Below are 26,976 nucleotides of genomic sequence, written 5' to 3' on the forward strand. Positions count from 1 at the left end.
ACGCTTCGCTTCTTCTCCTCATAGGATGCAGTGCAAACACCCGGAGGAGGGGAAGCATGGATAAATTTCCGAAAGATCTGTTAGGCGCCGTGAACAAAAAAGCGGGAAAAAACATCTCCGAGAATTCGATCAAGAAAATAGCGAGCAACGTCACGCCGAACACGCTGCAAAGCGAGGCGCAAATCCGTCAGCTAATCAAGCAGGTATCGACAATGGCTAACATTCCCGTGTCCGATGATACGATGAAGGAAATCGTTAGCGCCGTGAAGAAGAGCGGAATGAACCTGAACAGCCTGGAATCGCTCGTTAAAATGATGATCAAGAAATGATGATGAAGCTGACCCTCTGCAAATGCTTGCAGTCGGGTCAGCTTTTTTACATATTCCCGTTTCGTTTATTTTGTTATTATCGTTCTAGAATGGTATAATACTATGCATTTGAGTTAGTCTAGGAGACGGAGGAAGACATAGATGTACACGATGCTACAAACGTTTATGGCGGCCAAGCTAGACCCGATGAGTAAGATGTGGGTGTCCTTCATCGGAATCGGGTTGATGATCGTCGCGGCAGTCATCATTACTTATGCGCGCAATAAGACAAAAGGCTGGATTCGTCTCTTGCTTACTTTGGCAGCCCTCGTCGTTCTGATTTATGGATTCGTGTGCGGATTGTTAGCCATCATATAAACCTATTGCTCGGAGGGCATGACCTTGATTACTTTAACCGGACGCACCCTCAAGAAAACCGTTGAGCCTCAAATTGGACAAAGTCTTCTTGCTTTGGCGCTAGCGGCTTCAGTGGATTGGCAGTATAATTGCTCTCGCGGCACTTGCGCAAGATGTAGGTGCATAGTGGCGGAAGGCGCCGACCTGCTCTCGGAAGCGAATGATGCGGAATGGGACAGGCTAGGTCCCGATGAGTTGAACGCTGGATATCGGCTTGGTTGCCAGGCAACGGTCATCGAAGAGGGAGAAATTCAAGCGGTTAATAAGACTTATTTCTGATATAGAGAATGGAAGTGACGCGGTATGCATAGTGATTTCCCGGTTACCGCGCTTGCTCTCCTAGCGGAAACGTTGGAAAGCTGCGACGCCCGATGGGTGGTCGGAGGCAGTACGGGTTTAGTGCTGCGGGGAGCAAAGCTCGATCGGGCTCCCCGGGATATCGACATCTACGTGGATCATGATTCCGTATTCCCGGTTCACGAAAGATTAAGTTCGAATTGGCTTGACGGACCGGAGGATAACCGGACGGAGCGTTACCATTCGATTCTTTCCCATTATCGCCTGGCGGGAGCGATGGTAGAATTGGTCGGGGATTTCCGGGTATCGGCCATGCAATCCAACTACCTTGCGGAAGTGAACGATTTCTTGTATCCGAACGGCGATAAGGTAGAGGTAAATGGTTTCGGGATCGCGATTGTCCCGTTAGCGCATGAACTCTTGTTTAACTTGCTTCGCGAACGTAAAGACAGAGCTGCCGTCGCAGGTGATCTAATGGCGCAGAATCCCGAGAAACATATGCCTTTGCTTCAAGATTTGATTCGTAGAAACAAATTTTCTCCAGAAATCAAGAGTGAGGCGATGGAGATGACGACGCCCGGCATCCAATCCATCCGTGACTTTGGGAAGGAGCCTTTATGACGAATCAACATGTCGTAACATTCCTGCCAGAAGACCGATCGGCTTCGGTAAGACCGGGCACGACGTTGCTGGAAGCATCCAGGCGTGCCGGAGTTGCCATACGAACCCGTTGCGGCGGCGTGGCCGGCTGTTTGATGTGCAAAGTCCATGTTGACGACGATCAAGCGGAGAACTTGAAAGAGCCGACTCCCGCCGAAACCCACAAGCTAGGTTCCTTGTTGACTGAAGGGGTGCGTCTTTCATGCCAAGCGCGCACGAAGGGGAATGTCACCGTAACCGTACCCGAGGATCCGTTAAAAGCGGCTATTCGCAAGAAACTCGCAGAACAACAGGAGGACGACGACTGGTTGAAATGACGTTGTCCAGGAGGTCTATCGATGTTAATTCGCAATTTTCGCAGGGCTATGGCTATCGGTGTTCTGAGCTTGTCGCTTTTCTCGTTGACGGGATGCTTATACCCGGACGACCAAACGCCGGGAAGCAATGTTAACGCCCGTCAATCGGTGTTGACTGTGCAGGATGCGGTCGATAGCTATCAGGAGCAAACCGGACTGTTACCCATTCAGAATGCCAAAGAGAGCACTCCTCTTTATGAAAAATACAAAGTCGATTTTGGAAAGCTGAAGCGAATGGACTTCCTAGCGCAGATTCCTTCGGCAGCGTTCGAGAACGGGGGAGCCTATCAATTCTTGATTATCGACGAAGAAACGAAGCCTCTCGTAAAGCTGCTGGATTTAACGGTATTCCAAGCTGTTAGCGACGTTCAGAAGAAAATAAACGAATACCGGTCCGGCCATGGAAATCGGAATCCCGCGGGGGATGAGAGATATCCTGGTTTTTCAACGATCGATTTCGGCAAGCTTGGCGCGGAAGAGCCGGATATTTCAAGCATGTACTCGCATCAGTCGCTCAGTTTGCTTGTGAATGTAAAGGGAGAAGTACTGGTCGATTACGGAATCGATATCGCTACCGCCGTTAAAAAATCGGGAACCGAGCCCCGTCCTAATGTAGACTTAAGGCGGATCCTCGTCGAAGAATCGTACTTCGTGCCCGTACGTTCGCCTGCTTATCGTTGGGCGAATGGGGAGCCTCAAGCCGTTCCATCCAATTAATCAAGAAGGCTGCGTCCTCTTCGGGGAAAACGCAGCCTTTTAAAGTTTTCGGGAGCTGACATACGTGTCTCTCTTTTTTCATATGATCATGGGGGAAACAACAGGGGCGTCGGATGACGTAAACCGGATGGGCAAACATTTTGAGCGGATGCGTCATAATCGGGACGTTCGCACATACAATGTTACTAGTCCAAGTTCGTGTACGAGTTCCGCCCTGCAGGCGGGTCACGAAAGTTTCGCGATTACGATGGGAGGGAATCTCAGTGGAAAAAGTGGACATTTTCAAAGATATCGCCGAACGCACCGGCGGTGATATCTACCTCGGGGTCGTGGGTGCCGTCCGTACGGGCAAATCGACCTTTATCAAACGGTTTATGGAAACCGTTGTTTTACCTAATATTGCTCACGAAGCGGACCGGGTTCGCGCGATCGATGAGCTTCCGCAGAGCGCGGCAGGCCGGACGATCATGACGACCGAGCCGAAGTTCGTTCCGAACAACGCGGTTCAACTTAAGGTAGCGGAAGGCTTGGAGGTCAACGTTCGGTTAGTCGATTGCGTCGGCTATACCGTTGAAGGAGCGAAAGGCTTCGAGGACGAAGGCGGCCCTCGGATGATTACGACCCCGTGGTTCGAAGAGCCGATACCGTTCCAGGAAGCGGCGGAGATCGGGACTCGTAAGGTCATCCAAGAGCACTCAACTCTCGGCGTAGTCGTGACGACCGACGGAACGATATCGGAGATTCCTAGAAGCTCTTATATCGATGCGGAAGAGCGGGTCGTCAATGAGTTGAAGGAAGTAGGCAAGCCGTTCGTGTTAATCGTAAATTCCGCGCGGCCCAAGAGCGAAGATGCCCAATCGCTTCGCAACGAGCTAGCCGCTAAATACGATATCCCCGTCATGGCGGTAAGCGCTGCAACGATGGGGGAAGAGGAAGTCATGGGCGTCCTCCGAGAGGTGCTATATGAGTTCCCCGTACATGAAGTGAACGTCAATCTCCCTAGCTGGGTCATGGTGCTCAACGAAGGACACTGGCTTCGCGCGAGTTACGAGAATTCAGTCCGCGAAACCGTGAAGGATATTCGCCGTTTACGCGACGTGGAGCGGGTAGTCGCTCAGTTCATGGAGTATGATTTCGTCGCTCGCGCCGGCCTAAGCGGCATGAACATGGGCCAAGGCGTAGCCGAAATCGACCTGTACGCTCCGGATGAGCTGTACGATAAAATACTGATGGAAGTTGTCGGTACCGAAATCCGCGGCAAAGATCACCTGCTTCAGCTCATGCAGGAGTTCTCCCACGCGAAAAGGGAGTACGATCGGTTCGCCGAGGCGCTTGAGATGGTCAAGACTACCGGGTACGGCATTGCAGCCCCGTCGCTTGCCGAGATGGTGCTCGACGAGCCCGAGCTCATTCGCCAAGGCTCTCGCTTCGGCGTCAGACTTAAGGCCACCGCACCTTCCATTCATATGATTCGGGTCGACGTGGAATCCGAGTTCGCGCCGATCATCGGGACGGAGAAGCAAAGCGAGGAACTCGTCCGCTATCTGATGCAGGATTTCGAGAAGGATCCGATCAAGATTTGGGAATCCGATATTTTCGGCCGCTCGCTTCATTCCATCGTAAGGGAAGGCATTCAAGGCAAAATCGCGATGATGCCGGATAATGCCCGCTACAAGCTGCAAGAAACGCTGGGACGCATCATTAATGAAGGCTCCGGCGGATTGATCGCGATCATTTTATAACGGATTTGCTAAGCACGAAGCGTTTGGGGTGGATTTATCCTCCGCATACGCTTCGTGTTTTTGCGTGCGCTGTTAATCTCCAATTGAGGAAATGTAAGCAGTTACGATGTTTCTATTCTAGGAATATAAGGTTTATTCTGTTGTCATAGACTAGGAAATGCCCTAGAATGATGGATGGCTCATTCGACTTTAAACTTATACAAACCCGGGAAATGAATTATATAAAACCGATTGACATACTCGGAATAAGTGATTATAGTAAATTTTATCATATTATGAAACAGATTTGGGAGGCAGAGAGAGATGACACAAAGAAAGTTCAAAGGAACATGGCTCGCGCTTGTATTGGTACTCGTAGCGGTGCTGGCTGCTTGCGGCAATAAAGAAGAGAACAACGCCGGAAATTCGGCGCCGGCTTCTGAATCCCCGACTGCTTCCGTACAGGCGTCCGCGTCGGCAGAGCCTTCGGAGAGCGCGTCCGCGGCTGACTCCCTGAAAGGCAAGAAGATCGCGCTCGTCATGCGGTTTAACACGGGAACGTTCTCCGCGCAGTATGTAGACGGAGTAAAGAAGCAAGTAGCGAAATTCGGAGGCGAAGTAACGGTATTGTCTTCCGAGAACGATCTAGCTAAATTGTCTGCGAACCTGGATTCGGCCGTTAACCAAAAGTTCGACGGAATTTTGATCGACCACGGCGACGCCGCTGCCCTGACCAACGGACTCAACAAAGCAAAAGAGGCCGGCATTCCTATCGTAGCGTTCGATTCCGGCCTGAACGATTTCGAAGGGATTACGAACATTGCCCAGAACGATCAGTTGCTTGCGGAATTCACTTTGGAGAAACTCGCCGAAGAAGCGGGCGGAAAAGGCAATATCGTTAAAGTATGGGTAGCCGGTTTCCCGCCGATGGAAAGCCGTCAAATTGCTTATAAGGCATTCACCGAGAAGTATCCGGATATCAAAGAAATCTCGCAATTCGGGGATGCCAGCAATCCTCAGCTCGATAGTCAGACTAGAATGGAAGCGGTGTTGAAGCAATATCCGAATAAAGGCGACATTACGGCCGTATGGGCGGCGTGGGATGAATTCGCTAAAGGAGCGGCCAACGCGATTAAACAAGCCGCCCGCGACGAAATCAAAGTATACGGCATCGATCTTAGCGACGAAGACTTGAAGATGATCCAAGATCCGACCAGTCCATGGGTTGCGTCCGCGGCCGTCGATCCTACGTCTATCGGAACCGTGCAAGTGAGATACTTGTACCAGAAGTTCCATGGCGATACGACGGATCCCGTCGTTCAACTCGAACCGGTATTCGTGCATCGCGATGCGTTGCCGAAGGATAAAGTCATTACCACGGCCGATCTTTCACAATACGTGGAAGGTTGGGGAAGCAGCGATCTGGGGAACACGGATTATTTGAAAGAGCTCGAAACTTTGGTTGGGGCAAAGTAAGAATAGGAATGGATCGTAAAGCTAGGCATGGCGCGGCGCGGATAATAACCGCGCCGTTTCCTGCTGTCAATGCGGAAGATCGATCGTCCGCGGTTAGAAAGGAGAGGAATACGATGTCGAAGGCCAAGACGGTTTCCGAGTTGAACATGAGAAGCATCTCGAAATCTTTTGCCGGCGTTCCGGCCTTGAAGAACGTGGATTTTAACCTTAAGGGGGGCGAGATCCACGCCTTGCTCGGAGCCAACGGCGCTGGCAAAAGCACGCTGATGAAAATTTTGTCCGGTGCTTATGAAACCGATGAAGGTACGATCGAAACGGGAGATGGAACCTACAGTTTCCGATCGCCCGCCGATTCGAAGAACGCCGGCATTCATTGCGTCTATCAAGAAGTTGACACTTCCCTCGTTTCCCATCTAAGCGTATCGGAAAATATATTCCTTGATCAGCTTGCCAATTCAATGGGTAACCCTTGGTTGAAATGGGGAAGTCTTCACGATGCGGCAAGAGAAGTACTCAAACGGATCGGACTAACGATTTCCCCGCAGGCGTTGATCAGGGACTTGACGTTGTCGGAGAAACAGCTGGTGCTTATCGCAAGACTGCTTGCCGAGGAAGCGAAGTTCGTTATCCTCGACGAACCGACGGCTCCGCTAAGCTTGGATGAAGCGGACAAGCTGTTCGGCATCATGCGGGGGTTGAAGGACGCGGGCATCGGCGTTATCTTCATCTCTCACCGTCTGCCCGAAGTGTTCCGGATATGCGATCGAATCACGGTCATGCGCGACGGCGAGCGAGTGTTGACCGAGCGCAAAGAAGATATCGATTCGGCGGGAGTCGTCCGGGCTATGCTCGGCAAAAGCTTCGACGAAGAATTCCCCAAGCTGCCCGCGACTATCGGCGAACCGATATTAACGGTTCGGGGACTGGAGGCGGGGCGACGCGTCCGCGGCGTCAACCTGGATGTTCGGCGAGGAGAGATCCTGGCGATCGTAGGACTGGTCGGCGCCGGCAAAACCGAGCTATCCAGGGTTTTGTTCGGTGCCGATACCGCGGAGCGGGGGACCGTCTCCGTTGACGGCAAACCGGTTAAGCTCGGAAGTCCGTCCGACGCGGTGCGGGCGGGCATAGCGCTTATTCCGGAGGAGCGGCGCAAGGAAGGCATTCTCGTCAGGGAGTCGGTATTGCATAATCTTAGCTTGCCGATCTTGAAGGCCATAAGCCGATTCGGTTTCTTGTCGGGGAAATCGGAGCGGGAATTCGCTAACGGTCAGATTTCGGGGCTGGGGATCAAAACCTCTTCGGTAGCTCAGATTGCCGCATACTTAAGCGGAGGAAATCAGCAGAAGGTAGCTATCGGGAAATGGTTGGGCACCGAAGCGGAAGTCTTTCTGTTCGACGAGCCAACCAAGGGAGTGGACGTCGGCGCGAAAGGCGATATTTTTCGAATCATAGGCAATCTAGCGCAAAAGGGCAAGGGGATATTGTACTTAACTTGCGAGTTTGCCGAGGCGCTCGGCTTGGCCGATCGCATTCTGGTCATGTGCGATGGCATCGTCGTAAAATCATTCAGCCGCGGAGAAGCAACGCAAGAGGATCTATTGTATTACGCCAGCGCGGGCCGGGAGGAATTAGCGTGAAAAAGCATCTGCTGTCGTTTACATTCAAATACGGAGCGCTTGCGTTCATCGGATTGGTTATTTTGTTCTTCTCCTTTCAGAGCGAGTATTTTTTCACTTACGGCAACTTGACGGACATTCTTCGATCCATCTCCATCGTAACGTTCGTGGCAATCGGAGTCACGATATCCTTGACGGTAGACGGATTCGACTTATCGGTTGGAGCCACGGTTTCTCTGTCGACCGTAGTAACGGCGACCTTGATGGTGTGGTATGAAATGCCGCTCGTCGTCGTTCTTATCGTCCCGATAGTCATTGGAGCTCTCGTCGGAATATTGAACGCGCTATTGATCGTTAAAATCCGGATTCCCGATTTGTTGGCGACGTTAGCCGTCATGTACATCGTGAACGGAATCCACAAGACCTATACCAAGGGCTATTCCATCTATAACAATATGCCTTTGCCGGATGGAACGACGGCGCCGGGAGTCATGGACAAGGATTTCCTCTGGATCGGCCAAGGCAAGCTGCTGGGAGTTCCATTTCCCGTTATTCTCATGCTGCTGGCCGTCGTAGCCGCCCACGTTTTCTTCAAATATACGAGATGGGGACGGCAGATGATCATGACCGGCGGCAACGAGGAGGCGGCCAGGCTGTCCGGTTTGAAGGTAAAACGGGTTAGAACGCTAGCCTATATCGCTTCGGGTATTTTCGCCTCGATCGGAGGTATCCTGTTTGCCTCTCGAATCGGTTCCGGTCAGATCGACGCGGGCGCCCCGATGCTGATGGAATCCGTGGCGGCGGTATTCATCGGATACTCCGTGTTCGCCGCCGGGCGCCCCAACATTATCGGCACCTTCTTCGGTGCCGTTCTAATGGGAGTGCTCGTCAACGGATTAACGATGATGAACGTTCAATATTACACGACCGACATCATCAAGGGATCCGTTCTGGTTCTGGCCCTTGCCGTTACTTTCATTCACTTGAATCGACGCAAAGCCTAAGCGAAATCCGCCAAATACATGCAACATATTTAATGTTTTGACAAAATCCAACCTTTAAACTAGGATCTAATAATAGATAATAGAATATTAGACTAGGAGAGAATACAAATGAAAAAACCATTACTGCTTGTTCTTACTTTCGTATTACTCGGGGGACTTCTTGCGGCATGCGGTTCGAATAACGGTAATAACGCGAAAAGCAGCGCGCCTGCGGGCACCGAAAGCGCATCTGCTAGCGCATCGCCATCCGAATCTGCCGCAAAACCTAAGAAAATCGCTTTAGTTACTCCTGAACCGATTGGCGTCAACCCTTTCTTCCAGCTTATGGACGAAGGCTTCAAGAAAGCTGGGGAAGAATTCGGAGTTGAGGTCAAAACCATAGAGTCTACCGATCCGGCATCCATCGAGCAGAACCTGAGGACTGCCGCCGCCGGTGATTATGATCTGATTATTACGTCGACTTTCCAAGTCGAAGACGCATTGAAGAAAATCGCTCCCGAATTTCCGGACAAATCGTTCGCGGTCATCGATACCGTGATCGACCTGCCGAACGTTCGCAGCGTAGCGTTCCGCGAGCACGAAGCCTCTTACTTACTTGGAGCGGCAGCGGCGTTGATTTCCAAATCCGGTACGGTAGGCAACGTTGTGGCATTGGACATTCCGTTGTTGTCGAAGTACACGAGCGGATTCGACCAAGGCGCGAAATCGGTTAATCCGGACATTAAAGTATTGGTGAACTACGTTGGCGGATTTACCGATCCGGCTAAAGCCAAAGAGCTTGCGATCCTGCAAAATTCTCAAGGCGCCGATTTCATTGCGGGAATGTCCGCGGTAGGCGACCTGGGCGTGTTCGAAGCCGCCGGCGAGAAAGGTTTCTTCGCTTCCGGACAAGATACCGATAACACGGACGGCAAGCAAGTTATTCTTTCTCAGCTTAAAGGAACGGATGCGGTCGCTTACGAAACGGTGAAGGATTTCGTTTCGGGCAACTTCTCCTTCGGCGTACGCGACTACGGACTTAAAGAGGGCGGCGTTGGCTTGACTTTCGTCAACAAAGAAAGCAAATCCCCGCTTAACGACGCGATCGGACAAGAAAACATTGACAAGCTGAAGAAGATCAATGATGATATCGTAGCAGGGACTATCGTAGTCAAGAACCCGCTGCAATAATTTAATAAAAACCATATACTGCTTATTTTAACCGGCTGCCCCAAAGCAGCCGGTTTCCTATGCTTTCGGACAATGGATAGGAGTGAATCAAATGTTGCTCGAGATGGAACGGATAACCAAAAGTTACGGCGACGTGAAAGCGAACAGGGGAATCGACTACAATCTCAAAGCAGGCGAAGTGCATGCCATCGTTGGTGAAAACGGAGCAGGAAAAACAACGTTGATGCGTATTTTATACGGTATGGAGCAGCCATCCTCAGGCATGATCAAGCTTAAGGGCAAGGAGGTGTTCTTCGCCGATCCGAAGGAAGCGATACGTCATGGAATCGGGATGGTTCACCAGCATTTCATGTTGTTTCCGAATTTCTCGGTCGCCGAGAATATCGTAATCGGCAAGGAGCCGGGCAAGGTCAGGTTTGACCGTAAAACCGCCGCAGCCCAAGTGGAGGCCTTGTCGAATGCTTACGGGATTAAAGTCGATCCTTGGGCCAAAGCAGGCGATTGTCCTCTTGGCGTCCAGCAGCGCGTGGAAATTCTGAAGGTTCTCCATCAGGGAGCGGAAATTATTATTTTGGATGAGCCGACCGGAGTTCTAACGCCTCTGGAGGTTAGGGAGCTGTTGGACGCGATCAAGGCTCTGACGCTTAAAGGCAAGAGCTTCATTCTTATCAGCCACAAGCTGAACGAAGTCATGAGCGCCGCGGACAGGATAACGGTTTTGCGAGACGGCGAAGTGACGGGGACCCTCGAGGCTTCGCAAACCAACGTGGAACAATTGTCCAAGCTCATGGTCGGTCGATCGCTTGCGCCGGCAATCAAGCGGCCTTCCTCGCCAAAGCGCGCCGTTCTCGAGTTAAACAACGTATCGTTGTTCGGCAGCGGGAGTAAACCGCTGTTGGACTCGATCAGCATGAACGTTAGGGCAGGGGAAATCGTCGGAATCGCCGGCATATCCGGCAACGGCCAATCGGAGCTTATCCAGGCCATCGCGGGATTGCTTGCGCCGGATCAAGGCAGCATCTCGCTCCTGGGAGCCAACGTTACGGGACGAAGCGCCCGCGAGCTTAGGGATGCAGGGCTTGCCCATATTCCCGAAGATCGTTATATATGGGGGGCAAACAAATCCGCAACCGTTGCCGAGACGGGAATGATGGGCCACCAACGCAGGCTGCAGAGATTTGGGCTAATGAGAGGCAAAGAAATAAAAACGCTCGTATCGGACTGGATTCAACAATATTCGATTAAAGCCGGTTCTCTCGATAACCAAACTCAGAATTTATCCGGAGGAAACCTTCAGAAACTAATCGTTGCCCGCGAGCTTGCGCAAAATACGCCGTTCTTGATCGCCGCCGAGCCGACGCGGGGAGTAGATATCGGCGCGATGGAGACGATTCATGAACAATTGCTTCGAAAGAGAGACGGCGGAGGGGCCATCTTGTTGGTCTCTTCGGAGCTGTCGGAAGTTCTTAAATTGTCCGACCGTATTCTCGTCATGTATGAAGGAAAGATCGCGGGAGAATTACAGGTCAGCGATGCCACCGAGGAAAAGCTAAGCTTGTTAATGGCGGGAGGGAAGCGGAATGCACAAGATCAATAAGCTGCTTCAACCGTTGGTTGGACCGATTGTCGCGATTTTCCTTGGTCTGCTGGCAGGATCGATAGCCATTCTAGTCGCAGGCGGTTCCATAGCGGAGACGTATTCCGAGATGTGGAAAGGCGCGTTCGGAAGCTTTTACTTCTTTACGAGCACGCTTAGCCGCGCAACCCCCATTATTCTAATCGGAATGGGTGCGGTGATCGCTTTCCGTTCCGGCTTCTTTAACCTTGGCGCCGAAGGACAGATGGTGCTCGGCGGATTAAGCGCCGCGCTCGTCGGGCTGTATTTGCCCGGACCGGCATGGTTTGTTTGCATTGCCGCTTTACTCGCCGGAGTTATTGCAGGCGGGCTATGGTCGGCTATGGCCGGTTATTTCGATGTGCGATTTCGGGTAAATCTGCTTATTACGACGCTTCTGCTTAATTATATTGCCACGCTCTTCGCCGGTTATATGGTCGCCTATCCCTTCAAGGATCGATCGGGCTCGGCCGCGATGGCGCAATCCGCCATGTTGGACAGCGGGATCTGGCTGCCTAAATTGTTCAAGGGCATGGCCGTGCATGCCGGATTGGTTATTGCCGTTATAGCTGTTATCGCGCTGTACGTTTACCTGACGAAATCAGTGTCGGGTTATGAGGCGCGCATGCTGGGAGGAAATCCATTATTCGCCGTATACGGCGGAATTAAGCGGACGTCGCTGATGATTACCACGATGTTCGCCAGCGGCGGGCTAGCCGGGTTGGCGGGAGCGACCGAGGTTCTCGGCTCGCAGTACCGTTACATTGATAATGCTTTCTCTTCGGCCGATTACGCATGGACAGGCATTATGGCCGCCCTTCTTGCGAACGCGAATCCGCTCGGCACGGCCGTGGCGGCATTCTTCCTGGCCGCGCTTCAGACGGGCGGAATGGGCGTTGAATTGAATACGGAGGTGCCGCTTGAAATTGGAGCGGTCATTCAAGCGGTGCTGATACTCTTCATTACCGTCAAGTTCACGCTGAGCTTCTGGAAACGGAGAAAGGGGAGAAACCACGATGGATCAACTGCTTGATCTCGCTTTGTTCAATTCCGCGCTGCGCGTTCTTACGCCGATACTGCTTGCCGCGCTTGGCGGGGCGCTTTGCGCCCGCGCAGGGTTGTTTAACGTAGGACTAGAAGGCTTGATGTTGATCGGCGCATTCACCGCGATCGTCGGCAATCACTATTTCTCGAATACGGCGCTGGCTATTTTATTCGCTATTGCTTGTGTATCAATATTCTCCCTTTTGTTCGCTTATTTAAGCATTCATCTCCAGGCAAACGTTATCGTCGTGGGGATCGCGATGAACTTCCTGGCGCTAGGATTAACAACGTTCAGCCTAAGGACGATCTTTCATGTAAAAGGCGCCTATCACAACAAAGAGATGATCGGTCTTCCGAAGTGGGAATTGCCGCTGATCAAAGATATCCCGGTTGTGGGAGATATTCTGTCCGGCCAATCGCCGCTCGTTTATTTAGCTTTGGTTCTTGCCGGGCTGTTATGGTATTATTTCTACCGGACAATCGGCGGGTTCCGCTTTCTGGCTGCCGGGGGCAACCCGCTTGCAGCTAGGAGCATCGGCATACGAGTTCGGCGCTACCAATATGGGGCTGTGCTGGCTTGCGGCGTTCTATGCGCATTGGCGGGCGCCCAGCTCTCGCTTGGGCAAGTCACGATGTTCACCGAGGGGATGACGGCGGGGCGGGGCTTCATCGCGCTTGTCGCCATGATGCTCGGGCAGTCGGGCCCTCTCGGCGTTGTCGCATCCAGCGCGCTCTTCGGATTGATGGATTCGTTCAGCATTCGGCTGCAGGGCTTGTCGTTGCCGTCTCATTTTACGCAAATGGTTCCTTACGCGGTGACAATCGTCGCTATGTTCTTCTTCAAGGACAAAGGTTTTCTGAAGGACGCTCAAAGCTCCGGCTCCAGCTCCAGATAGGGCCAAAGTCGACTGAGCGCGTCAAGATGGAGGTAGAAATTCATGCATAATAAAGCAGATCGATTAAAGAATGCCAAGGTGATCTTGCCTTCCGATATAGACATCGAAAAACGCGATCGTCTTCCAGCCGGTCAAACCTTTACCGGAAAGTTCCCGATCCTTCATGAGGGCGAAGTCCCGAAGTACGATTTGAACGATTGGCGGTTGACGATTGGCGGCGAAGTGGAGGAGGAGATCTCCTTCAGCTTTGATGAAATACTTATGCTGCCCTCAACGCGCATCCAGTGTGACATCCATTGCGTTACGCGTTGGTCGAAGCTGGATACGGAGTGGGAGGGCGTATTGTTCAGTGATCTTCTCCCTCTGCTCAAAGTAAAGCCGGAAGCGAAGTTCGTAATGTTCCACGCGGATCCGGACTACGAAACGAATGTGCCGCTCGCCGATCTGATGCTCGACAATGTCATGCTCGCCTACCGTTACGCGGGAGAGCCTCTGACGGAAAAGCACGGATGGCCGCTTAGGACCATCGTTCCTCACCGTTATTTCTGGAAGAGCGCGAAATGGGTGAAACGTATTGAATTCATGAAGGAGGATCGTCCGGGCTTCTGGGAGCGCAACGGCTTTCACAACGAGGCCGATCCTTTCAAAGAGCAGCGGTTCTCCGGAGAAGCGTTGCCGATACCGGAAGACGAGTGGACGAAGAAGGAGTTCGATTAAGATGTTCCTGCCTATAATGCAAATTCATTCCGAAGACATTCCTTCGTATGCTATCGTGTGCGGCGATCCAAAGCGAGCCGAGCTCATCTCGCGCAAGCTGGAGGGAGCGCAAGAACTGGCGTTCAGCCGGGAATATCGAACATTCATAGGGGAAATAAACGGCGTCCGCTTGGCCGTCGTTAGCCATGGCGTGGGATCGGCCGGAGCGGCGATCTGTTTCGAGGAACTGATCCGAGCGGGAGTAAAGACCTTAATTCGAGTGGGAACCGCCGGTTCCTACTCGGAAGATACGCCGGCGGGCAGCCTTATCGTCAGCACGGCTGCGGTCCGTACCGATGGCTTGACCCGCCAGCTTGTTCCCGAAGGTTTTCCCGCAGTCGGAGACAGCCGTGTAGTCGAGGCTTTATACGAAGCGGCGCTGGAGCAAGGCGGCGTTGTTCGCAAAGGCATTACGGTAACGCTTGACGTGTTCTTTCAAGGAGTCTTAGAATTCCCGCACAAGCAATACAAACAGGCCGGTGCTATCGCGGTAGAGATGGAGATAGCGGCGCTGTACGTGATTGCGAGCTTGCGCGGGGTCAGGGCGGGAGCGATCTTGGCTTTGGATGGTTATGCCGACGCCGATCTAGCAGCCGTATACGACCCGAACGTCGACGTGGTTGCGCTAGCGGTCGAACGCGAGATAGAAGCGGCACTGCGGGCGGTTGTCAAGCTTTCAATCCTTGACGGTTAATAATAAAACGGTTGTATACATCGGCCAAATGGATGGAATTCGTGATCTCGAAGCGGGAAAATGGGCTGAAATTCGCGCCCCGCTTGAAAGTTCGCATTGCAGGAGTGTATAATTTCTGTTGAAACGGATAAACAGATAACATGCCATCGTACCGTTGTGGGAGGTGAATGCTATGAATAAAACCGAATTGATTACCAAAGTGGCTGAATTGTCAGACTTGTCCAAGAAGGATGCAACCCAAGCGGTTGACGCCGTATTCGACGTAATCTCCGAAGCTCTGCAAGGCGGGGATAAAGTACAACTCGTCGGATTTGGTAACTTCGAAGTGCGCGAACGCTCCGCCCGTAAAGGACGCAATCCGCAAACCGGAGAGGAAATCGAAATTCCGGCCGGGAAGATCCCCGCATTCAAGCCGGGTAAAGCGCTTAAAGAAGGTATCAAATAAGTAGTGGGCCGTGCATGCCAAGTGCTGCATTTGCGGGTTGCAACGCTAGAATAGGCTGTGCTATAATCACTCTCGTAAATTATTCGGGACGTGGCGCAGCCCGGTAGCGCGCACCCTTGGGGTGGGTGAGGTCGAGAGTTCGAATCTCTCCGTTCCGACCATTACATAACAGTAGACTGCTTTCTCGCATAGTTGATGTGGGAGGGCAGTTTTTGTTTGACAGCACTCTATCTTTTTCTTCATTATGAAATTCAAAGAGGGAGGTTCCATGACTGTGGATGCGGAACAGCAGGAATATATCGTCATCAAGGCGAAAGACAACGGCGTGCAGGTCATCGGGTTGACCCGGGGCCAGGACACGAAGTTTCATCACACGGAGAAGCTGGACAAGGGCGAAGTGCTGATCGTTCAATTTACGGATCATACGTCGGCCATGAAAATACGGGGCAAGGCAACCATTCTGACGAAGCATGGCACCTTAGATACGGACGCTTAGGAATTACATAGCTTCGTGAACAGAAGACGACTTTTTGAACCGCCTTTCAGGAGCGCAGGCATAGCCTGCCCTTTTTATTTGTACAATGGGTAAGGAGGAGCCCTATGATCGTACAAGAAAGGGGAAATCGCCGTGCCCAACGTTCCGCTCAAGCAATGGAGCCTCATGCTGCTCGTCGGAATTATGATCGTCCTATTTTTAAGCCAATTACCTGCGATAGAGCGCGGGCTGCAGCAGCGCCGTCAAGCAGTTAACGTATTTCAGCCGAATAAAGCGACGCTATTAACGGACGACAATTTGGTCGATTCGCTTTCTATGCTTCCCCTGCAGGAGCAACTCATTAAGGTCGGCTGGGATCATGCCATATTGACCGTAGACCTGCAAGCTGCCGTTCCTGACGACGTATGGGGTGACATCGGGGAATTGATTGTTTTCTCCTACGGGGAAGTCCATAACGTTAAACAGGTCTTGATTAGGGTATTCTCGGATAAGGATAAAAATCAGAATCGCTCGCTATTGATAGCGGTGGAATCGCGCAAGCTCGAATGGACGGATAAGGAATTGTCCGTTCTGACGCCGTCTTCCTTCTCGGAGGCTTCGGAGCTGATGGATAGAATCCGACTATTGATAACCCCGAAAGGAAAGCGCTGGATCGCAAATTTTGCAAATTAATGAACAAAGTCCTTGTCTTATGCGAGCCTTTCTCGGTTATGTTATAATAAATGAAATGAATCCCGGTGTTACTGGTGCCTGGCAGCATGTTCGGAGGCGGAAGAAATGAATAAATTACAGATTACGCAGATGGCCGATAAGTATATGAGCCATGAAATGATTCGCCTGCATACGGAATTGCCGGAATTTCCGGATGGCAGGATTTCTTTGCTTTACACCGTATTGAGTCATCAACCCGGAGCGGCCTCGCAGAAGGATTTGCTAGCCATCGTGACCTCGCTCGTCCAAATGGGCTTAGATACCCACGATATGGTCGAGAATTCCCCAAACCCTGCCAAGAGCGGAATGATTGGCATGCGGGCCCAGCAATTAAAGGTGCTTGCAGGAGATTACTTCAGCAGCCGGTTCTATCACTTGTTATCGCAGGCGGGACAAATCGAGACGATTCGGCAGCTCAGCGAAGCGGTTTGCAACATCAACCGAATCAAGATGAATTTCTATGGCAGGATGAAGCAAATGAAATTAAACGCGGAGGAATACCTCCATTTCGGCGCAGAACTAAAGTCTGGGCTTTTCCTCTCGTTCACGGGTTTTATGAGCGGGCTATACGAGCGTTTATGGCCTGAATTGGTTGAGCGGTTCAGCAGATGCGAGGTATTGCTTCATGAGCTGCGCAAGGTCGAGAAGATGTCATCCTTGGATAGCAGCTGGGGCGTATGGCATATTCTTCAGGAAGGGACCGAAGAAGATCGCCGTATTCTGACGGATCGCCGTGAAGACCAAAATCTAATTAAATCCATGTTGCATAAATATGACGTCTCGGAGAAATTGGGCGCCTTGCTGCGGCAATCCACGGGACAATTACAAACGTTGCTGCAGAGACTTCAATCGGACAAGCTGATACGAGAACTGCAACCCTTGATCGAGCCGTTCCTGCAGGCAACAGGGCAGCAACGGGTAACCGCTTTGAAGGAGCTGGGATAACACATCATGATGGACGCGGAATCAAAACAAAAGCATGTGCATGCCGTGTTCGAGAGCATCGCTCCGAAATACGATATGATGAACGACATTCTTAGCTTCAGAAGGCATAAAGCATGGCGTCGGTTCACGATGCGCAAGATGGATGTTCAGCAAGGACAGACTTCCTTGGATCTATGCTGCGGAACGGGCGATTGGACGCTTGCTCTTGCCAAGGCAAGCGGCAAAGGAAAAACCGTCGGCCTCGACTTCAGCCGCAACATGCTTGATGTGGGACAAGCTAAGATCGATAAGCTGGGTTTAGGCGAACAGATCACTTTAATACAAGGCAACGCGATGGAACTTCCATTCGAGGATAATTCCTTCGACTTCGTTACGATCGGTTTCGGTCTTCGTAATGTTCCCGATATCGTCAAGACGCTTAAAGAAATGAAAAGGGTCGTTAAACCTGGCGGCAAAATCGTTTGCTTAGAGCTGTCCAAGCCGACTTGGCAGCCGTTCAAAGGAATTTATTATTTCTACTTCGAGAAGCTTCTGCCGCTTATGGGCAAATGGTTCGTAAAAAGATACGAGCAATATCGCTGGTTACCGGAGTCTTTGGCGTCATTCCCCGATTTGCTGGCGCTTGCCGAGCTGTTCCGCTCCGTCGGAATGCGTAACGTGAAGGCTTATCCGCTCACCGGCGGAGTAGCGGCGTTGCATATCGGAACGAAGGGGAATGAAGGCTCATGATGTCCAAGATTCGTACTTTTCTTGAAATGATCAAGTTCGAGCATACGCTATTCGCTCTTCCGTTCGCGTTCGTCGGCGCGATTCTTGGTGCCGTAACGGTGGAGAAACGATTGCCGGACTGGAGCGAATGCGGATGGATTCTACTCGCGATGGTAGGAGCCCGAACGGCAGCGATGGGATTGAATCGGGTTATCGACAAAGCCATCGACGGACGTAATCCAAGGACGGCCATGAGGGCTATTCCCGCAGGGTTGCTGAAATCCAAAGACGTCCTCATTTTCATCATCGTTTCGTTTGTTTTATTGTTCTGGGCCGCGGCTCAACTCAACAGCTTAGCCGTTAAACTTTTACCTTTGGCCGTTTTTTTTCTCGTTATTTATTCTTATACGAAGCGTTTTACTTGGGCTTGCCACCTTGTGCTTGGCCTCACGATCGGACTAGCTCCGCTCGGCGGTTGGGTAGCCGTAACGGGCGGCGTCACTTGGACGGCTATTATCCTTTACATTACCGTCGCGTTATGGACTGCGGGCTTCGATACCATTTATGCCTGCCAGGATGTGGATTTCGACCGGAAGGAGGGTTTGCACTCCATTCCGGCGAGATTCGGGATCTCCCGCGCTCTCGGAATTGCTAGAATGCTTCATGCTCTTACCGCTGCCGGATTTGCGTTATTGCTCGTCATGACGGATTTAAGCTGGTGGTATCTTATCGGAACGTTAGTCGCGGCGGTTCTTCTGCTATACGAGCATCGACTAGTGAAGCCCAACGATTTAAGCAAGCTCAACGCGGCATTCTTTACAATGAACGGAGTGCTGAGCGCAGTGATCTTCATCTTCACGTTCATTGACCTGGTGGTGGTGAGGTCTTGGTAAGCGCAGCGAGGGAAGCGCAAGCTTCAAATACGCCCGCCAGATGGGTAGTCGGAATAACGGGCGCCAGCGGAGCCATATACGGGATTACTTTATGCCGGCAATTGCTTACTGCCGGTTTTCATCTGCACCTCGTCATTTCCGATGCCGGCTGGCGGGTTCTTAAAGAAGAATTGGGCTGGGATGCTTCGCGTCGGATTGACAGTTTGAACGAAGCTTTCGACAATGCCCTATCCGCAGGACGGATGACCTATCATCCGCTCAACGATATCGGAGCAAGCATAGCCAGCGGCTCTTTCCGCTGTGAAGGCATGGTCGTTATGCCTTGCTCCATGGGCACTCTCTCCGCGATCGCCAGCGGAGCATCGACGAATTTGCTTACTCGCGCAGCGGATGTCATGCTTAAGGAAGGGCGTCCGTTGTTGATCGTCCCTAGGGAGACTCCGCTTCACGCGATTCATCTGGAGAACATGCTCAAGCTTGCCCGACTCGGAGTTCGAATCATTCCGGCAATGCCGGCGTTCTACAACGGCCCTCAAACCTTGGACGATATCGTTAACTTCATGGTGGGCAAAGCGATGGACAGCATGGGAATCCAACATAACCTATATAAAAGATGGGGACAACCCAATGAATAATTCTCTAGAGCGGCCAATAAAGCTTGGCCGCATTTCTTACACCAACGCTTGGCCCGTATTCCATCACTTCGATCCTACTATCCTTCCTTTCCAAACGGAGATACACGCGGATATGCCTGCGACTCTGAACCGCAAGTTGCGAGCGGGGGACATCGATATGGCTGCGATATCTTCGTATGCTTACGGGATATCGTCAGAATCGTACTATCTGCTTCCGAACCTATCAGTGAGCTCTCTCGGTCGGGTTCAATCGATCTTGCTTTTCCTGAAATCGCCGCTTGAGAAGGTTATTCATGGTAAGATTGCGCTAACGATTACATCCGCAACGTCGGTTAACTTGCTCAAGATCATCATGGAGAAGTTCTACGGAGGCAAACCAACCTATGAGGACGCAGAGCCTTCTTTGGAAAAAATGTTGGAAAACGCGGATGCCGCGCTGCTGATAGGAGATCATGCGATTCGTGCTTCTTGGGAGAACAAGGGTTACCGCGTTCTGGATTTGGGAGAAGTATGGAACGTATGGACCGGCCGCTGGATGACTTATGCCTTATGGGCAGTCCACAAGAATACGGCTCAACGCTATCCCGAGGCTATTAATCTCATTTACGAAGGATTGCTGGAGAGCAAAAGGAAATCCTCCCGCGATCTTGAACCGATCGTATCCAAAGCCATGAGCCAAATCGGCGGCACATCGCAGTATTGGCACAACTATTATCAGAATTTATGCCATGACTTCGGTCCGGAGCATAAAGCCGGTCTTCAGCTATACTTCCAATACGCAAGGGAACTTGGGCTTATGAGCGAAGAGGTTGAACTCTTGGAGCTCCCCAGCCCCCGCGTAGCAGATAACCTACCGAACCGCAGGTGAACTTATGAAATTAATGCAGCTCTATGCCGCTATGAAATCGGATTTGCAGGCAATCGAAGATCAAATGGCTCAAACCGTTACCTCCGACCTGCCGATTCTCAGTGAAACCTCGTTACATCTGCTTAAGGCGGGAGGCAAGCGGCTCCGGCCTATATTCGTGTTGCTATCGGGCAAGTTCGGAACCTATTCGATGGAGACGTTAAAAAAAGTCGCCGTGCCTCTTGAACTCATCCATATGGCAACCTTGGTGCACGATGACGTAATCGATGACGCGGAGACGCGGCGCGGACAGTTGACAGTTAAGTCGAAATGGGATAACCGGATCGCTATGTTCACCGGGGATTACATATACGCCAAAGCGCTCACCGTTATTACGGATCTCGATAAGCCGAGAATTCATCAGATTCTATCCGGTTCCATCGTACAGATGTGCATCGGGGAAATGGAGCAAATCCGCGATTTCTTTAACGTGAATCAAAGCGTTCGCAATTATATGCGACGGATTAGAAGGAAAACTGCGCTATTGATAGCGATTAGCTGCCAGCTTGGCGCGATGGCGACGGAGGCTCCTCCCAGGGTCAGCCACGCTTTGTATCGATTCGGATACAATGTCGGCATGGCTTTTCAGATTACGGATGATTTGCTAGACCTTTGCGGAACGGAGAAAGCGATAGGAAAACCCCCGGGAAGCGATCTGCGTCAAGGAAATATTACTTTGCCGGTTTTATATGCTCTTCAAGAGGATTCTCTGAGAGACCAATTGCTTACCGAAATTACGCTCATTCGCGATACGGAAGGCCCGGTGAACTCGGCCGCTGCCGTTAAGCTCGTTCGTTCCAGCTCCGGTATCAAGACGGCGGAAAAGATGGCCGATAGATACATAGCTAAAGCCTTGAAAGCATTGGAGTCGCTTCCGGATATTCCGGCCAAACGAAATTTGGCGGATATCGCTAGATTTGTCGCAAAACGAAGTTATTAAGCAGCCGCTTTTATGGTAAAATAGTCGATACGATATCGTTTTATGCAGGAAGGAGTGAGTTTAATGGAAAGAACTTACTTAATGATTAAACCGGACGGCGTGCAACGGGGACTGATCGGTGAAATCGTTGGCCGTTTCGAACGCAAAGGGTTAAAGCTGATCGGCGCAAAGCTTATGAACGTCTCTCTCGAACGGGCTGAGCGGCATTATGCCGAGCACAAGGGTAAAGATTTCTATGAGATGCTTCTGAGGTTCATTACATCCGGTCCCGTATTCGCCATGGTATGGGAGGGCGATCAAGCGGTAGGGTTGTCCCGCGCGCTCATCGGCAAGACCAACGCTCTTGAAGCCGCCCCTGGAACGATCCGCAGCGACTTCGCCATACATACGAATTACAACCTGATCCACGGCTCGGATTCCCATGACAACGCGGAACGGGAAATCGGCATTTTCTTCTCGGAAGAGGAACTGGTCTCTTACGATAAAGCGATACAGGTGTGGATTTAAGAAGGACGCCGGAAGAGGTATGGTCACTACACCGCTGCTGAGCCCCACAAAGTGAAGATTATGCTGACGAAGCTTAATCCGATTACTTTGCGGGGACCCCCAAACCAATCAAGTTGTATTTATCGGATTAAGCGGTGACAACTCGATTTTAAAGGCGGCCGTAAACTTTCCGTGACCATACCTTTCCTCTGTCCTCCTTATCCACACCTTTTTACGTTTTCTCGAAATAAACCAGTTGAGAATTTATAAGGGGAGAGCAGGAAGCGTCATGGGAGACATACGTTCCGGTTTAAGCGTTGGCTTGAATTTGTCCGAGGATGAGGATTTTGCCCGGTTTATCGTTAGCATCAAGCGGTTGACGTCCATCGATTTGTCTCAGTACAAGGAAAATCAAATGCGTCGCCGTTTAACTACCCTGCGCATGAAATACAGCTATTCGACGTTTAGCGATTATTTCGCGGCTCTTTCCTCGGATGCGAAATTGCGCAATGAATTTTTGGACAGAATGACGATCAACGTCTCCGAATTCTGGCGCAATCCTAACCGTTGGCAAGTGCTGAAGGACAAGTTCATTCCCCGAATGTTGAAAGAATCTCCGCGACTTAATATATGGAGCGCCGCTTGCTCCACCGGAGAAGAGCCCTATACGATCGGCATGATCTTGGATTCGCTGGACATCTTGGATAAGACGAATCTTCTGGCAACGGATCTAGACGAAGGCGTCTTGGCCAAAGCGAAGGAAGGCGTTTACTTGGAGCGGTCCTTGCGGGATGTGCCGACGGAATTCAAGAATAAGTATTTTACCGCGGCGGACGGCGCCTTCAAAGTGTCCGACCGGTTGAAGAAAGCCGTGAAGTATCAAAAGCAAAATCTGCTCCTGGATACGTTCGGAGACAAGTTCGACTTGATCGTATGCCGGAACGTCATGATTTATTTCACCGAAGACGCTAAGCACGTTCTCTATGGCAAGTTTGCTCGCGCGCTTAAACCCGGCGGCCTATTGTTCGTGGGCAGCACGGAGCAAATTTTCTCTCCCGGTCAATACGGATTGGAAACGGCCGATACTTTTTTTTACCGGCGATCGATTTAGCGTATGTTAACAAGGCTCCCAACCGATAATAAGGCTATTCAGGCCACACGGAGGGAACCATGGACAAACGCAAAGTCATAGCCGCTTACAGGCGAGGGTTAATTTCCGTGCAGGAGTGCGCGCAAATATTAGGCTTGGACAACGTGGAATTGCTCGGTTACATGAGGGAGTCGAGGGTCGCGCGTCCGAAAGCCGCCAAGAAACAGTCCGTCCGTACCTGACGGGCTGTTTTCTTGTCAAACGCTTTAACGCTGTACTATAATGGTCAAAGATATTCACGGCTTTTGTGGCTAAAGGGGGAACCGGAGTTGAGTTTACGTTATTTGACAGCGGGAGAAACGCATGGACCGCAGCTTACGGCTATTATCGAGGGATTACCTAGTAACCTGGAGCTCGACTTCGAAGCTTTGAATTTTCAATTGCAGCGTCGTCAGAAGGGCCATGGTCGGGGCCGGCGCATGCAGATCGAGACGGATACCGCGCAGATCGTCGGCGGAGTAAGGCATGGTCGCACGACGGGCGCACCGGTGGCGATTATTGTCGAGAACAAGGATTGGAAGCACTGGACATCCGTTATGAACGTTGAACCGATCGAAGGTAACGATGAGGCGAAACGCCGCGTATTCCGTCCTCGCCCCGGTCATGCGGACTTAAATGGCGGTTTGAAATATAATCTTAAGGATTTGCGCAACGTGCTTGAGCGGTCTAGCGCTCGCGAAACCGCTGCCCGCGTAGCGGTGGGCGGGATCGCGCGTCAGCTGCTAGCTAAATTCGGCATAAAGGTAGCAGGGCATGTCGTATCGATTGGCGAAGTCGTGGCCGCGGCGCCTACCCTTCCGATCGACGAACTTATTGCGGTTACGGAAGAATCTCCGGTGAGAGTAGTAGATAAAGACGCGGAGCTAAAAATGATAGAGTTGATCGATCGCATGAAAGCGGAAGGCGATACGATCGGCGGAGTGGTCGAGTGCATCGTGACGGGATTGCCGGTCGGACTGGGAAGCCACGTTCAATGGGATCGCAAGCTGGACGGTCGCATCGCCCAGGCGGTCGTTTCTATCAACGCGTTCAAAGGCGTCGAGGTAGGGATCGGTTTCGAGGCCGCTCGCATTCCCGGTTCTAAAGTGCATGATGAAATCTTGCATACGGCTGACAAGGGGTTCCACCGCGCATCCAACCGCGCTGGAGGATTCGAGGGCGGCATGACGACCGGCGAACCGATCGTCGTTCGCGGCGTCATGAAGCCGATTCCCACATTGTATAAGCCTTTGGCAAGCGTGGATATCGACACGAAGGAGCCTTTTACCGCTCAGGTCGAGCGTTCCGATGCATGCGCCGTACCGGCTGCTAGCGTTGTAATGGAGCATGTCGTTACATGGGAAGTAGCCAAAGCTTTCTTAGAAAAGTTCGGCGGGGATTCCATCGAGGAAATTCAAGCGAACCTGGATCATTACTTAAGTCAGGTTGAGGCTTACTAATGGCGGCCGGGACGAGGGAACTCAAGGTTGAACTAGGGGAACGTTCCTATCCCATCTATATCGGTTCGGGTTTAATCGAGCAGGCCGGCGAGATTTTTAATCGACACGGGTTGCCGGTCAAGTCGCCGATTCTGCTCGTAACCGATTCGTCGGTCGTTGACCTATACGCGGAAAAAGTAGAAGCGGCTCTAGCGTCGGCTGGGTACTCGGTAACGACGGCAGTCGTTCCCTCCGGCGAAGCCTCCAAGTGTCTAGAAGTGCTGGACGAGTTGGTCGGCGCGGCCTTGGAAGCGGGACTAGACCGCAAATCAACGGTTATCGCGCTCGGAGGAGGAGTAGTCGGAGATTTGGCGGGATTCGTTGCCGCTTCTTATATGAGAGGCGTTCGATTCGTGCAAATTCCGACGACGATCCAAGCGCATGACAGCAGCGTAGGCGGCAAGGTTGCGGTTAACCATAGGCTAGCCAAAAACATCATAGGCGCTTTCCATCAGCCCGAGTTCGTTTTATACGACTTGGATACGATCTTGAGCTTGCCGATGCGCGAGGTTCGGGCGGGGCTCTCCGAGCTTGTGAAACAAGGCTTGCTGTGGGACGGAGATTTCGTGCATTGGTGCGACGAGCATGCGGAGCGGCTGCTTGCGCTAGATCCGGACGCACTCGGTTATGCTCTTTATGAAGGGTGTAACATAAAGGCCATAGTCGTCTCGAAGGACGAACGCGAGAATGATTTGCGCGCGATCTTAAACTTGGGGCATACGATCGGTCATGCGCTTGAAGCCGTCGCGGGTTACGGCGAGTTGTTGCACGGGGAAGCGATCGCCATCGGAATGGTCGGCGCTGCGAGACTTGCCGTCAAATTCGGCTACGAAGAACGCATCGCTCAGGAAACGGAACGTCTTCATCTCAAATTCGGCCTCCCTGTTCGAATTCCAAGCCACTTGGACACAGACGAGATCATGAGCGCGATGATGCACGACAAGAAATTTTCCGAGGGAAAAATGGTATTCGTCGTACCTACCGCAATCGGCAGCGTGGAAATTCGCAATGACGTGCCTTCCTCATGGGTAAGGGAAATCGTGGATGGATTAAGAGAGGGGAATTGACAACTATGAGCGTTAGGGGAATCCGCGGAGCCATAACGGTTGAATTGAACGAAGAGGGCCCGATCTTGGATGCGACAATCGAGCTGCTGAACGGCATCGTAGAAGTGAATCATTTTACTCCCGAGGATATCGCCAGCGTATTCGTAACGGTAACTCAGGATTTGGACGCCACGTTCCCGGCTCGCGCTATTCGCCAGATGGACGGATGGGAGCTTGTGCCGCTCATGTGTTCTTTGGAAGTTCCGGTCAAGGGCAGCTTGGAGAAATGCATCCGTCTCATGGTACTCGTGAACACGGAAGCTTCCCAGAAGGAAATTCGCCACGTTTATCTGAACAGAGCACAAGCTCTTCGTCCGGATTTAGCGGGGAAGTAACACGGCGCGTACTGACTGTAGTCCAGCAGAACACCGCTCAACCCAGAACCAACCCAGCCAACCCAGCACCAACCCAGCACCAACCCAGCACCAACCCAGCACCAACCCAGCACCAACCCAGCACCAACCCAGCACCAACCCAGCACCAACCCAGCACCAACCCAGCACCAACCCAGCACCAACCCAGCGCCAGTCTTCTCTAATACAGCATTTATCGGTTCTCGCGTGAAGCACACGCCGTTTCTCTCTTCGGAGGGGCGGCGTTTTTTGTTTTTAATTCAGTCAGGGAGGGATATTGATGTCGATGTCGATATCGGTAGCGGAAAAGGAATATGCGGATTTGTTACAGGAACAAATTCGCGGAGCTTCGGGAATGAGATTGGAGAAGTTGCGAGAACAAAGCGAGGGGGAACGAATGCTGTTGGTGGATATTTTCTGGCCAGTACGCAGGTCGTTTAAAGGAATCACGCTGGAGAAAGAGATCACTACCCTCTCCGGGGTAAAAGCCTATGTCGATGCCGTGGATGAATCGTTCCGGTTTGGGTTGGAGGCAGAAGGTTACGTGTCTCATGCGGAGAATATTACTCGACCACGTTTTGATTTCGAGAAACAAAGAGTTCGCTCAATGGGAGCTTTGCAATTGAGATTCGTCCCTTTCTCTTATGACGAAATGAACAAAAAACCGGATATGTGCAGGCGGGCATTGTATGAGTTATACGGCAGATATGGCGGGAATGCGGGCTCTGATAATTATCAGAAGCTGAATTTGTACGAGCGCGAGATTATCCGTTACGCGATATGGTTGAACCGCCCCATTCGGATGGCCGACTTGCGGGAGTGTTTGGGGAAAAGCAACGACTTCAGCACCAAAATGATAAAGCGAATGGTCGATAAGAGATTATTGCATCCGACCAACGCCGATAGACAAAGGCATCATGAATATGTGTTAGACAAGGACGCGAGTAAGTATCTTTGGTAGAATGTTATAAGTCGT

At 51.7% G+C, this 26,976-nt stretch carries 32 protein-coding genes and 1 tRNA gene; all 33 read left to right on the forward strand.

Annotated features, from left to right (window positions below):
- Positions 1-56 precede the first annotated feature (56 nt).
- The 33 genes from E2980_RS04285 to E2980_RS04440 all read left to right on the forward strand — a co-directional run bounded on the left by E2980_RS04285 (position 57) and on the right by E2980_RS04440 (position 26,961).
- Positions 57-329, forward strand: a complete 273-nt coding sequence (locus tag E2980_RS04285) for a stage VI sporulation protein F (protein ID WP_135150890.1) — start codon at positions 57-59, stop codon at positions 327-329.
- Positions 330-470: 141 nt separating this feature from the next.
- Positions 471-686 (forward strand): DUF2768 family protein, encoded by a 216-nt coding sequence (locus E2980_RS04290; protein ID WP_240702870.1) that lies wholly within the window; start codon positions 471-473, stop codon positions 684-686.
- Positions 687-704: 18 nt separating this feature from the next.
- On the forward strand, positions 705-1,004 hold the full coding sequence (locus tag E2980_RS04295; protein WP_338080614.1) for a 2Fe-2S iron-sulfur cluster-binding protein: 300 nt from the start codon (positions 705-707) through the stop codon (positions 1,002-1,004).
- 24 nt (positions 1,005-1,028) lie between these two features.
- Entirely contained in the window at positions 1,029-1,643 is a 615-nt protein-coding gene (locus E2980_RS04300; RefSeq protein ID WP_135150892.1) for a nucleotidyltransferase domain-containing protein, read from the forward strand.
- Entirely contained in the window at positions 1,640-1,999 is a 360-nt protein-coding gene (locus E2980_RS04305; protein ID WP_135150893.1) for a 2Fe-2S iron-sulfur cluster-binding protein, read from the forward strand. The genes E2980_RS04300 and E2980_RS04305 overlap by 4 nt, the downstream gene beginning before the upstream one ends.
- Before the next feature lie 21 nt (positions 2,000-2,020).
- Positions 2,021-2,755, forward strand: a complete 735-nt coding sequence (locus E2980_RS04310) for a hypothetical protein (RefSeq protein WP_135150894.1) — start codon at positions 2,021-2,023, stop codon at positions 2,753-2,755.
- 263 nt (positions 2,756-3,018) lie between these two features.
- Positions 3,019-4,497 (forward strand): stage IV sporulation protein A, encoded by a 1,479-nt coding sequence (spoIVA, locus tag E2980_RS04315; RefSeq protein WP_135150895.1) that lies wholly within the window; start codon positions 3,019-3,021, stop codon positions 4,495-4,497.
- Positions 4,498-4,800: 303 nt separating this feature from the next.
- Entirely contained in the window at positions 4,801-5,952 is a 1,152-nt protein-coding gene (locus E2980_RS04320; RefSeq protein WP_135150896.1) for a sugar ABC transporter substrate-binding protein, read from the forward strand.
- A gap of 113 nt (positions 5,953-6,065) precedes the next feature.
- Positions 6,066-7,589, forward strand: a complete 1,524-nt coding sequence (locus E2980_RS04325; protein WP_167746965.1) for a sugar ABC transporter ATP-binding protein — start codon at positions 6,066-6,068, stop codon at positions 7,587-7,589.
- A complete protein-coding gene (locus tag E2980_RS04330) occupies positions 7,580-8,572 on the forward strand; it encodes an ABC transporter permease (RefSeq protein WP_420808607.1) in 993 nt (330 codons plus the stop codon). Before E2980_RS04325 ends, E2980_RS04330 begins: the two co-directional genes overlap by 10 nt.
- A 108-nt stretch (positions 8,573-8,680) precedes the next feature.
- A complete protein-coding gene (locus E2980_RS04335; RefSeq protein WP_135150898.1) occupies positions 8,681-9,742 on the forward strand; it encodes a BMP family lipoprotein in 1,062 nt (353 codons plus the stop codon).
- Between the two features lie 91 nt (positions 9,743-9,833).
- Positions 9,834-11,339: an ABC transporter ATP-binding protein gene (locus E2980_RS04340; protein WP_135150899.1), complete on the forward strand. Its 1,506-nt coding sequence runs from the start codon at positions 9,834-9,836 to the stop codon at positions 11,337-11,339.
- A complete protein-coding gene (locus E2980_RS04345; protein WP_135150900.1) occupies positions 11,323-12,390 on the forward strand; it encodes an ABC transporter permease in 1,068 nt (355 codons plus the stop codon). Before E2980_RS04340 ends, E2980_RS04345 begins: the two co-directional genes overlap by 17 nt.
- Positions 12,374-13,297 carry an ABC transporter permease gene (locus E2980_RS04350; RefSeq protein ID WP_135150901.1) on the forward strand — a complete coding sequence of 308 codons (924 nt, stop codon included), beginning with the start codon at positions 12,374-12,376 and terminating at the stop codon, positions 13,295-13,297. Before E2980_RS04345 ends, E2980_RS04350 begins: the two co-directional genes overlap by 17 nt.
- Positions 13,298-13,339: 42 nt before the next feature.
- The gene (locus E2980_RS04355; protein ID WP_135150902.1) at positions 13,340-14,014 is read left to right on the forward strand and encodes a sulfite oxidase-like oxidoreductase; all 675 of its coding nucleotides are present in this window, start codon (positions 13,340-13,342) and stop codon (positions 14,012-14,014) included.
- Position 14,015: 1 nt separating this feature from the next.
- The gene (locus E2980_RS04360) at positions 14,016-14,747 is read left to right on the forward strand and encodes a nucleoside phosphorylase (RefSeq protein WP_135150903.1); all 732 of its coding nucleotides are present in this window, start codon (positions 14,016-14,018) and stop codon (positions 14,745-14,747) included.
- Positions 14,748-14,919: 172 nt separating this feature from the next.
- Complete coding sequence (locus E2980_RS04365; protein ID WP_135150904.1) at positions 14,920-15,192, forward strand: HU family DNA-binding protein; 273 nt, start codon at positions 14,920-14,922, stop codon at positions 15,190-15,192.
- 84 nt (positions 15,193-15,276) lie between these two features.
- Positions 15,277-15,353, forward strand: a tRNA-Pro gene (locus tag E2980_RS04370).
- 107 nt (positions 15,354-15,460) lie between these two features.
- Positions 15,461-15,688 carry a trp RNA-binding attenuation protein MtrB gene (mtrB, locus tag E2980_RS04375; RefSeq protein WP_135151050.1) on the forward strand — a complete coding sequence of 76 codons (228 nt, stop codon included), beginning with the start codon at positions 15,461-15,463 and terminating at the stop codon, positions 15,686-15,688.
- Positions 15,689-15,820: 132 nt separating this feature from the next.
- Entirely contained in the window at positions 15,821-16,360 is a 540-nt protein-coding gene (locus tag E2980_RS04380; protein WP_135150905.1) for a hypothetical protein, read from the forward strand.
- Positions 16,361-16,465: 105 nt separating this feature from the next.
- Complete coding sequence (locus E2980_RS04385; RefSeq protein WP_135150906.1) at positions 16,466-17,344, forward strand: heptaprenyl diphosphate synthase component 1; 879 nt, start codon at positions 16,466-16,468, stop codon at positions 17,342-17,344.
- 6 nt (positions 17,345-17,350) lie between these two features.
- The gene (locus E2980_RS04390) at positions 17,351-18,073 is read left to right on the forward strand and encodes a demethylmenaquinone methyltransferase (RefSeq protein ID WP_135150907.1); all 723 of its coding nucleotides are present in this window, start codon (positions 17,351-17,353) and stop codon (positions 18,071-18,073) included.
- Positions 18,070-18,945: a UbiA-like polyprenyltransferase gene (locus E2980_RS04395; protein ID WP_135150908.1), complete on the forward strand. Its 876-nt coding sequence runs from the start codon at positions 18,070-18,072 to the stop codon at positions 18,943-18,945. Before E2980_RS04390 ends, E2980_RS04395 begins: the two co-directional genes overlap by 4 nt.
- Positions 18,939-19,580: a UbiX family flavin prenyltransferase gene (locus E2980_RS04400; protein WP_135150909.1), complete on the forward strand. Its 642-nt coding sequence runs from the start codon at positions 18,939-18,941 to the stop codon at positions 19,578-19,580. Before E2980_RS04395 ends, E2980_RS04400 begins: the two co-directional genes overlap by 7 nt.
- A complete protein-coding gene (locus E2980_RS04405; RefSeq protein ID WP_135150910.1) occupies positions 19,573-20,448 on the forward strand; it encodes a menaquinone biosynthetic enzyme MqnA/MqnD family protein in 876 nt (291 codons plus the stop codon). The genes E2980_RS04400 and E2980_RS04405 overlap by 8 nt, the downstream gene beginning before the upstream one ends.
- Positions 20,449-20,452: 4 nt before the next feature.
- A complete protein-coding gene (locus tag E2980_RS04410) occupies positions 20,453-21,427 on the forward strand; it encodes a polyprenyl synthetase family protein (protein ID WP_135150911.1) in 975 nt (324 codons plus the stop codon).
- Positions 21,428-21,490: 63 nt separating this feature from the next.
- Positions 21,491-21,934 carry a nucleoside-diphosphate kinase gene (gene ndk, locus E2980_RS04415; RefSeq protein ID WP_135150912.1) on the forward strand — a complete coding sequence of 148 codons (444 nt, stop codon included), beginning with the start codon at positions 21,491-21,493 and terminating at the stop codon, positions 21,932-21,934.
- Positions 21,935-22,202: 268 nt separating this feature from the next.
- Positions 22,203-23,024 carry a CheR family methyltransferase gene (locus E2980_RS04420; protein WP_135150913.1) on the forward strand — a complete coding sequence of 274 codons (822 nt, stop codon included), beginning with the start codon at positions 22,203-22,205 and terminating at the stop codon, positions 23,022-23,024.
- A gap of 59 nt (positions 23,025-23,083) precedes the next feature.
- Positions 23,084-23,245: a hypothetical protein gene (locus E2980_RS24045; protein ID WP_167746966.1), complete on the forward strand. Its 162-nt coding sequence runs from the start codon at positions 23,084-23,086 to the stop codon at positions 23,243-23,245.
- An 87-nt stretch (positions 23,246-23,332) separates the two neighbouring features.
- Positions 23,333-24,502, forward strand: coding sequence for a chorismate synthase (gene aroC / locus E2980_RS04425; RefSeq protein WP_135150914.1), 1,170 nt, complete (start codon positions 23,333-23,335; stop codon positions 24,500-24,502).
- On the forward strand, positions 24,502-25,608 hold the full coding sequence (gene aroB, locus E2980_RS04430) for a 3-dehydroquinate synthase (RefSeq protein WP_135150915.1): 1,107 nt from the start codon (positions 24,502-24,504) through the stop codon (positions 25,606-25,608). Before aroC ends, aroB begins: the two co-directional genes overlap by 1 nt.
- Before the next feature lie 5 nt (positions 25,609-25,613).
- Positions 25,614-25,982: a chorismate mutase gene (gene aroH, locus E2980_RS04435; protein ID WP_135150916.1), complete on the forward strand. Its 369-nt coding sequence runs from the start codon at positions 25,614-25,616 to the stop codon at positions 25,980-25,982.
- 298 nt (positions 25,983-26,280) lie between these two features.
- On the forward strand, positions 26,281-26,961 hold the full coding sequence (locus E2980_RS04440; protein WP_135150917.1) for a hypothetical protein: 681 nt from the start codon (positions 26,281-26,283) through the stop codon (positions 26,959-26,961).
- The last annotated feature ends 15 nt before the right edge of the window (positions 26,962-26,976 follow it).

The organism is Cohnella luojiensis, assembly GCF_004564235.1.
GTDB classification, from domain to species: Bacteria; Bacillota; Bacilli; order Paenibacillales; family Paenibacillaceae; genus Cohnella; species Cohnella luojiensis.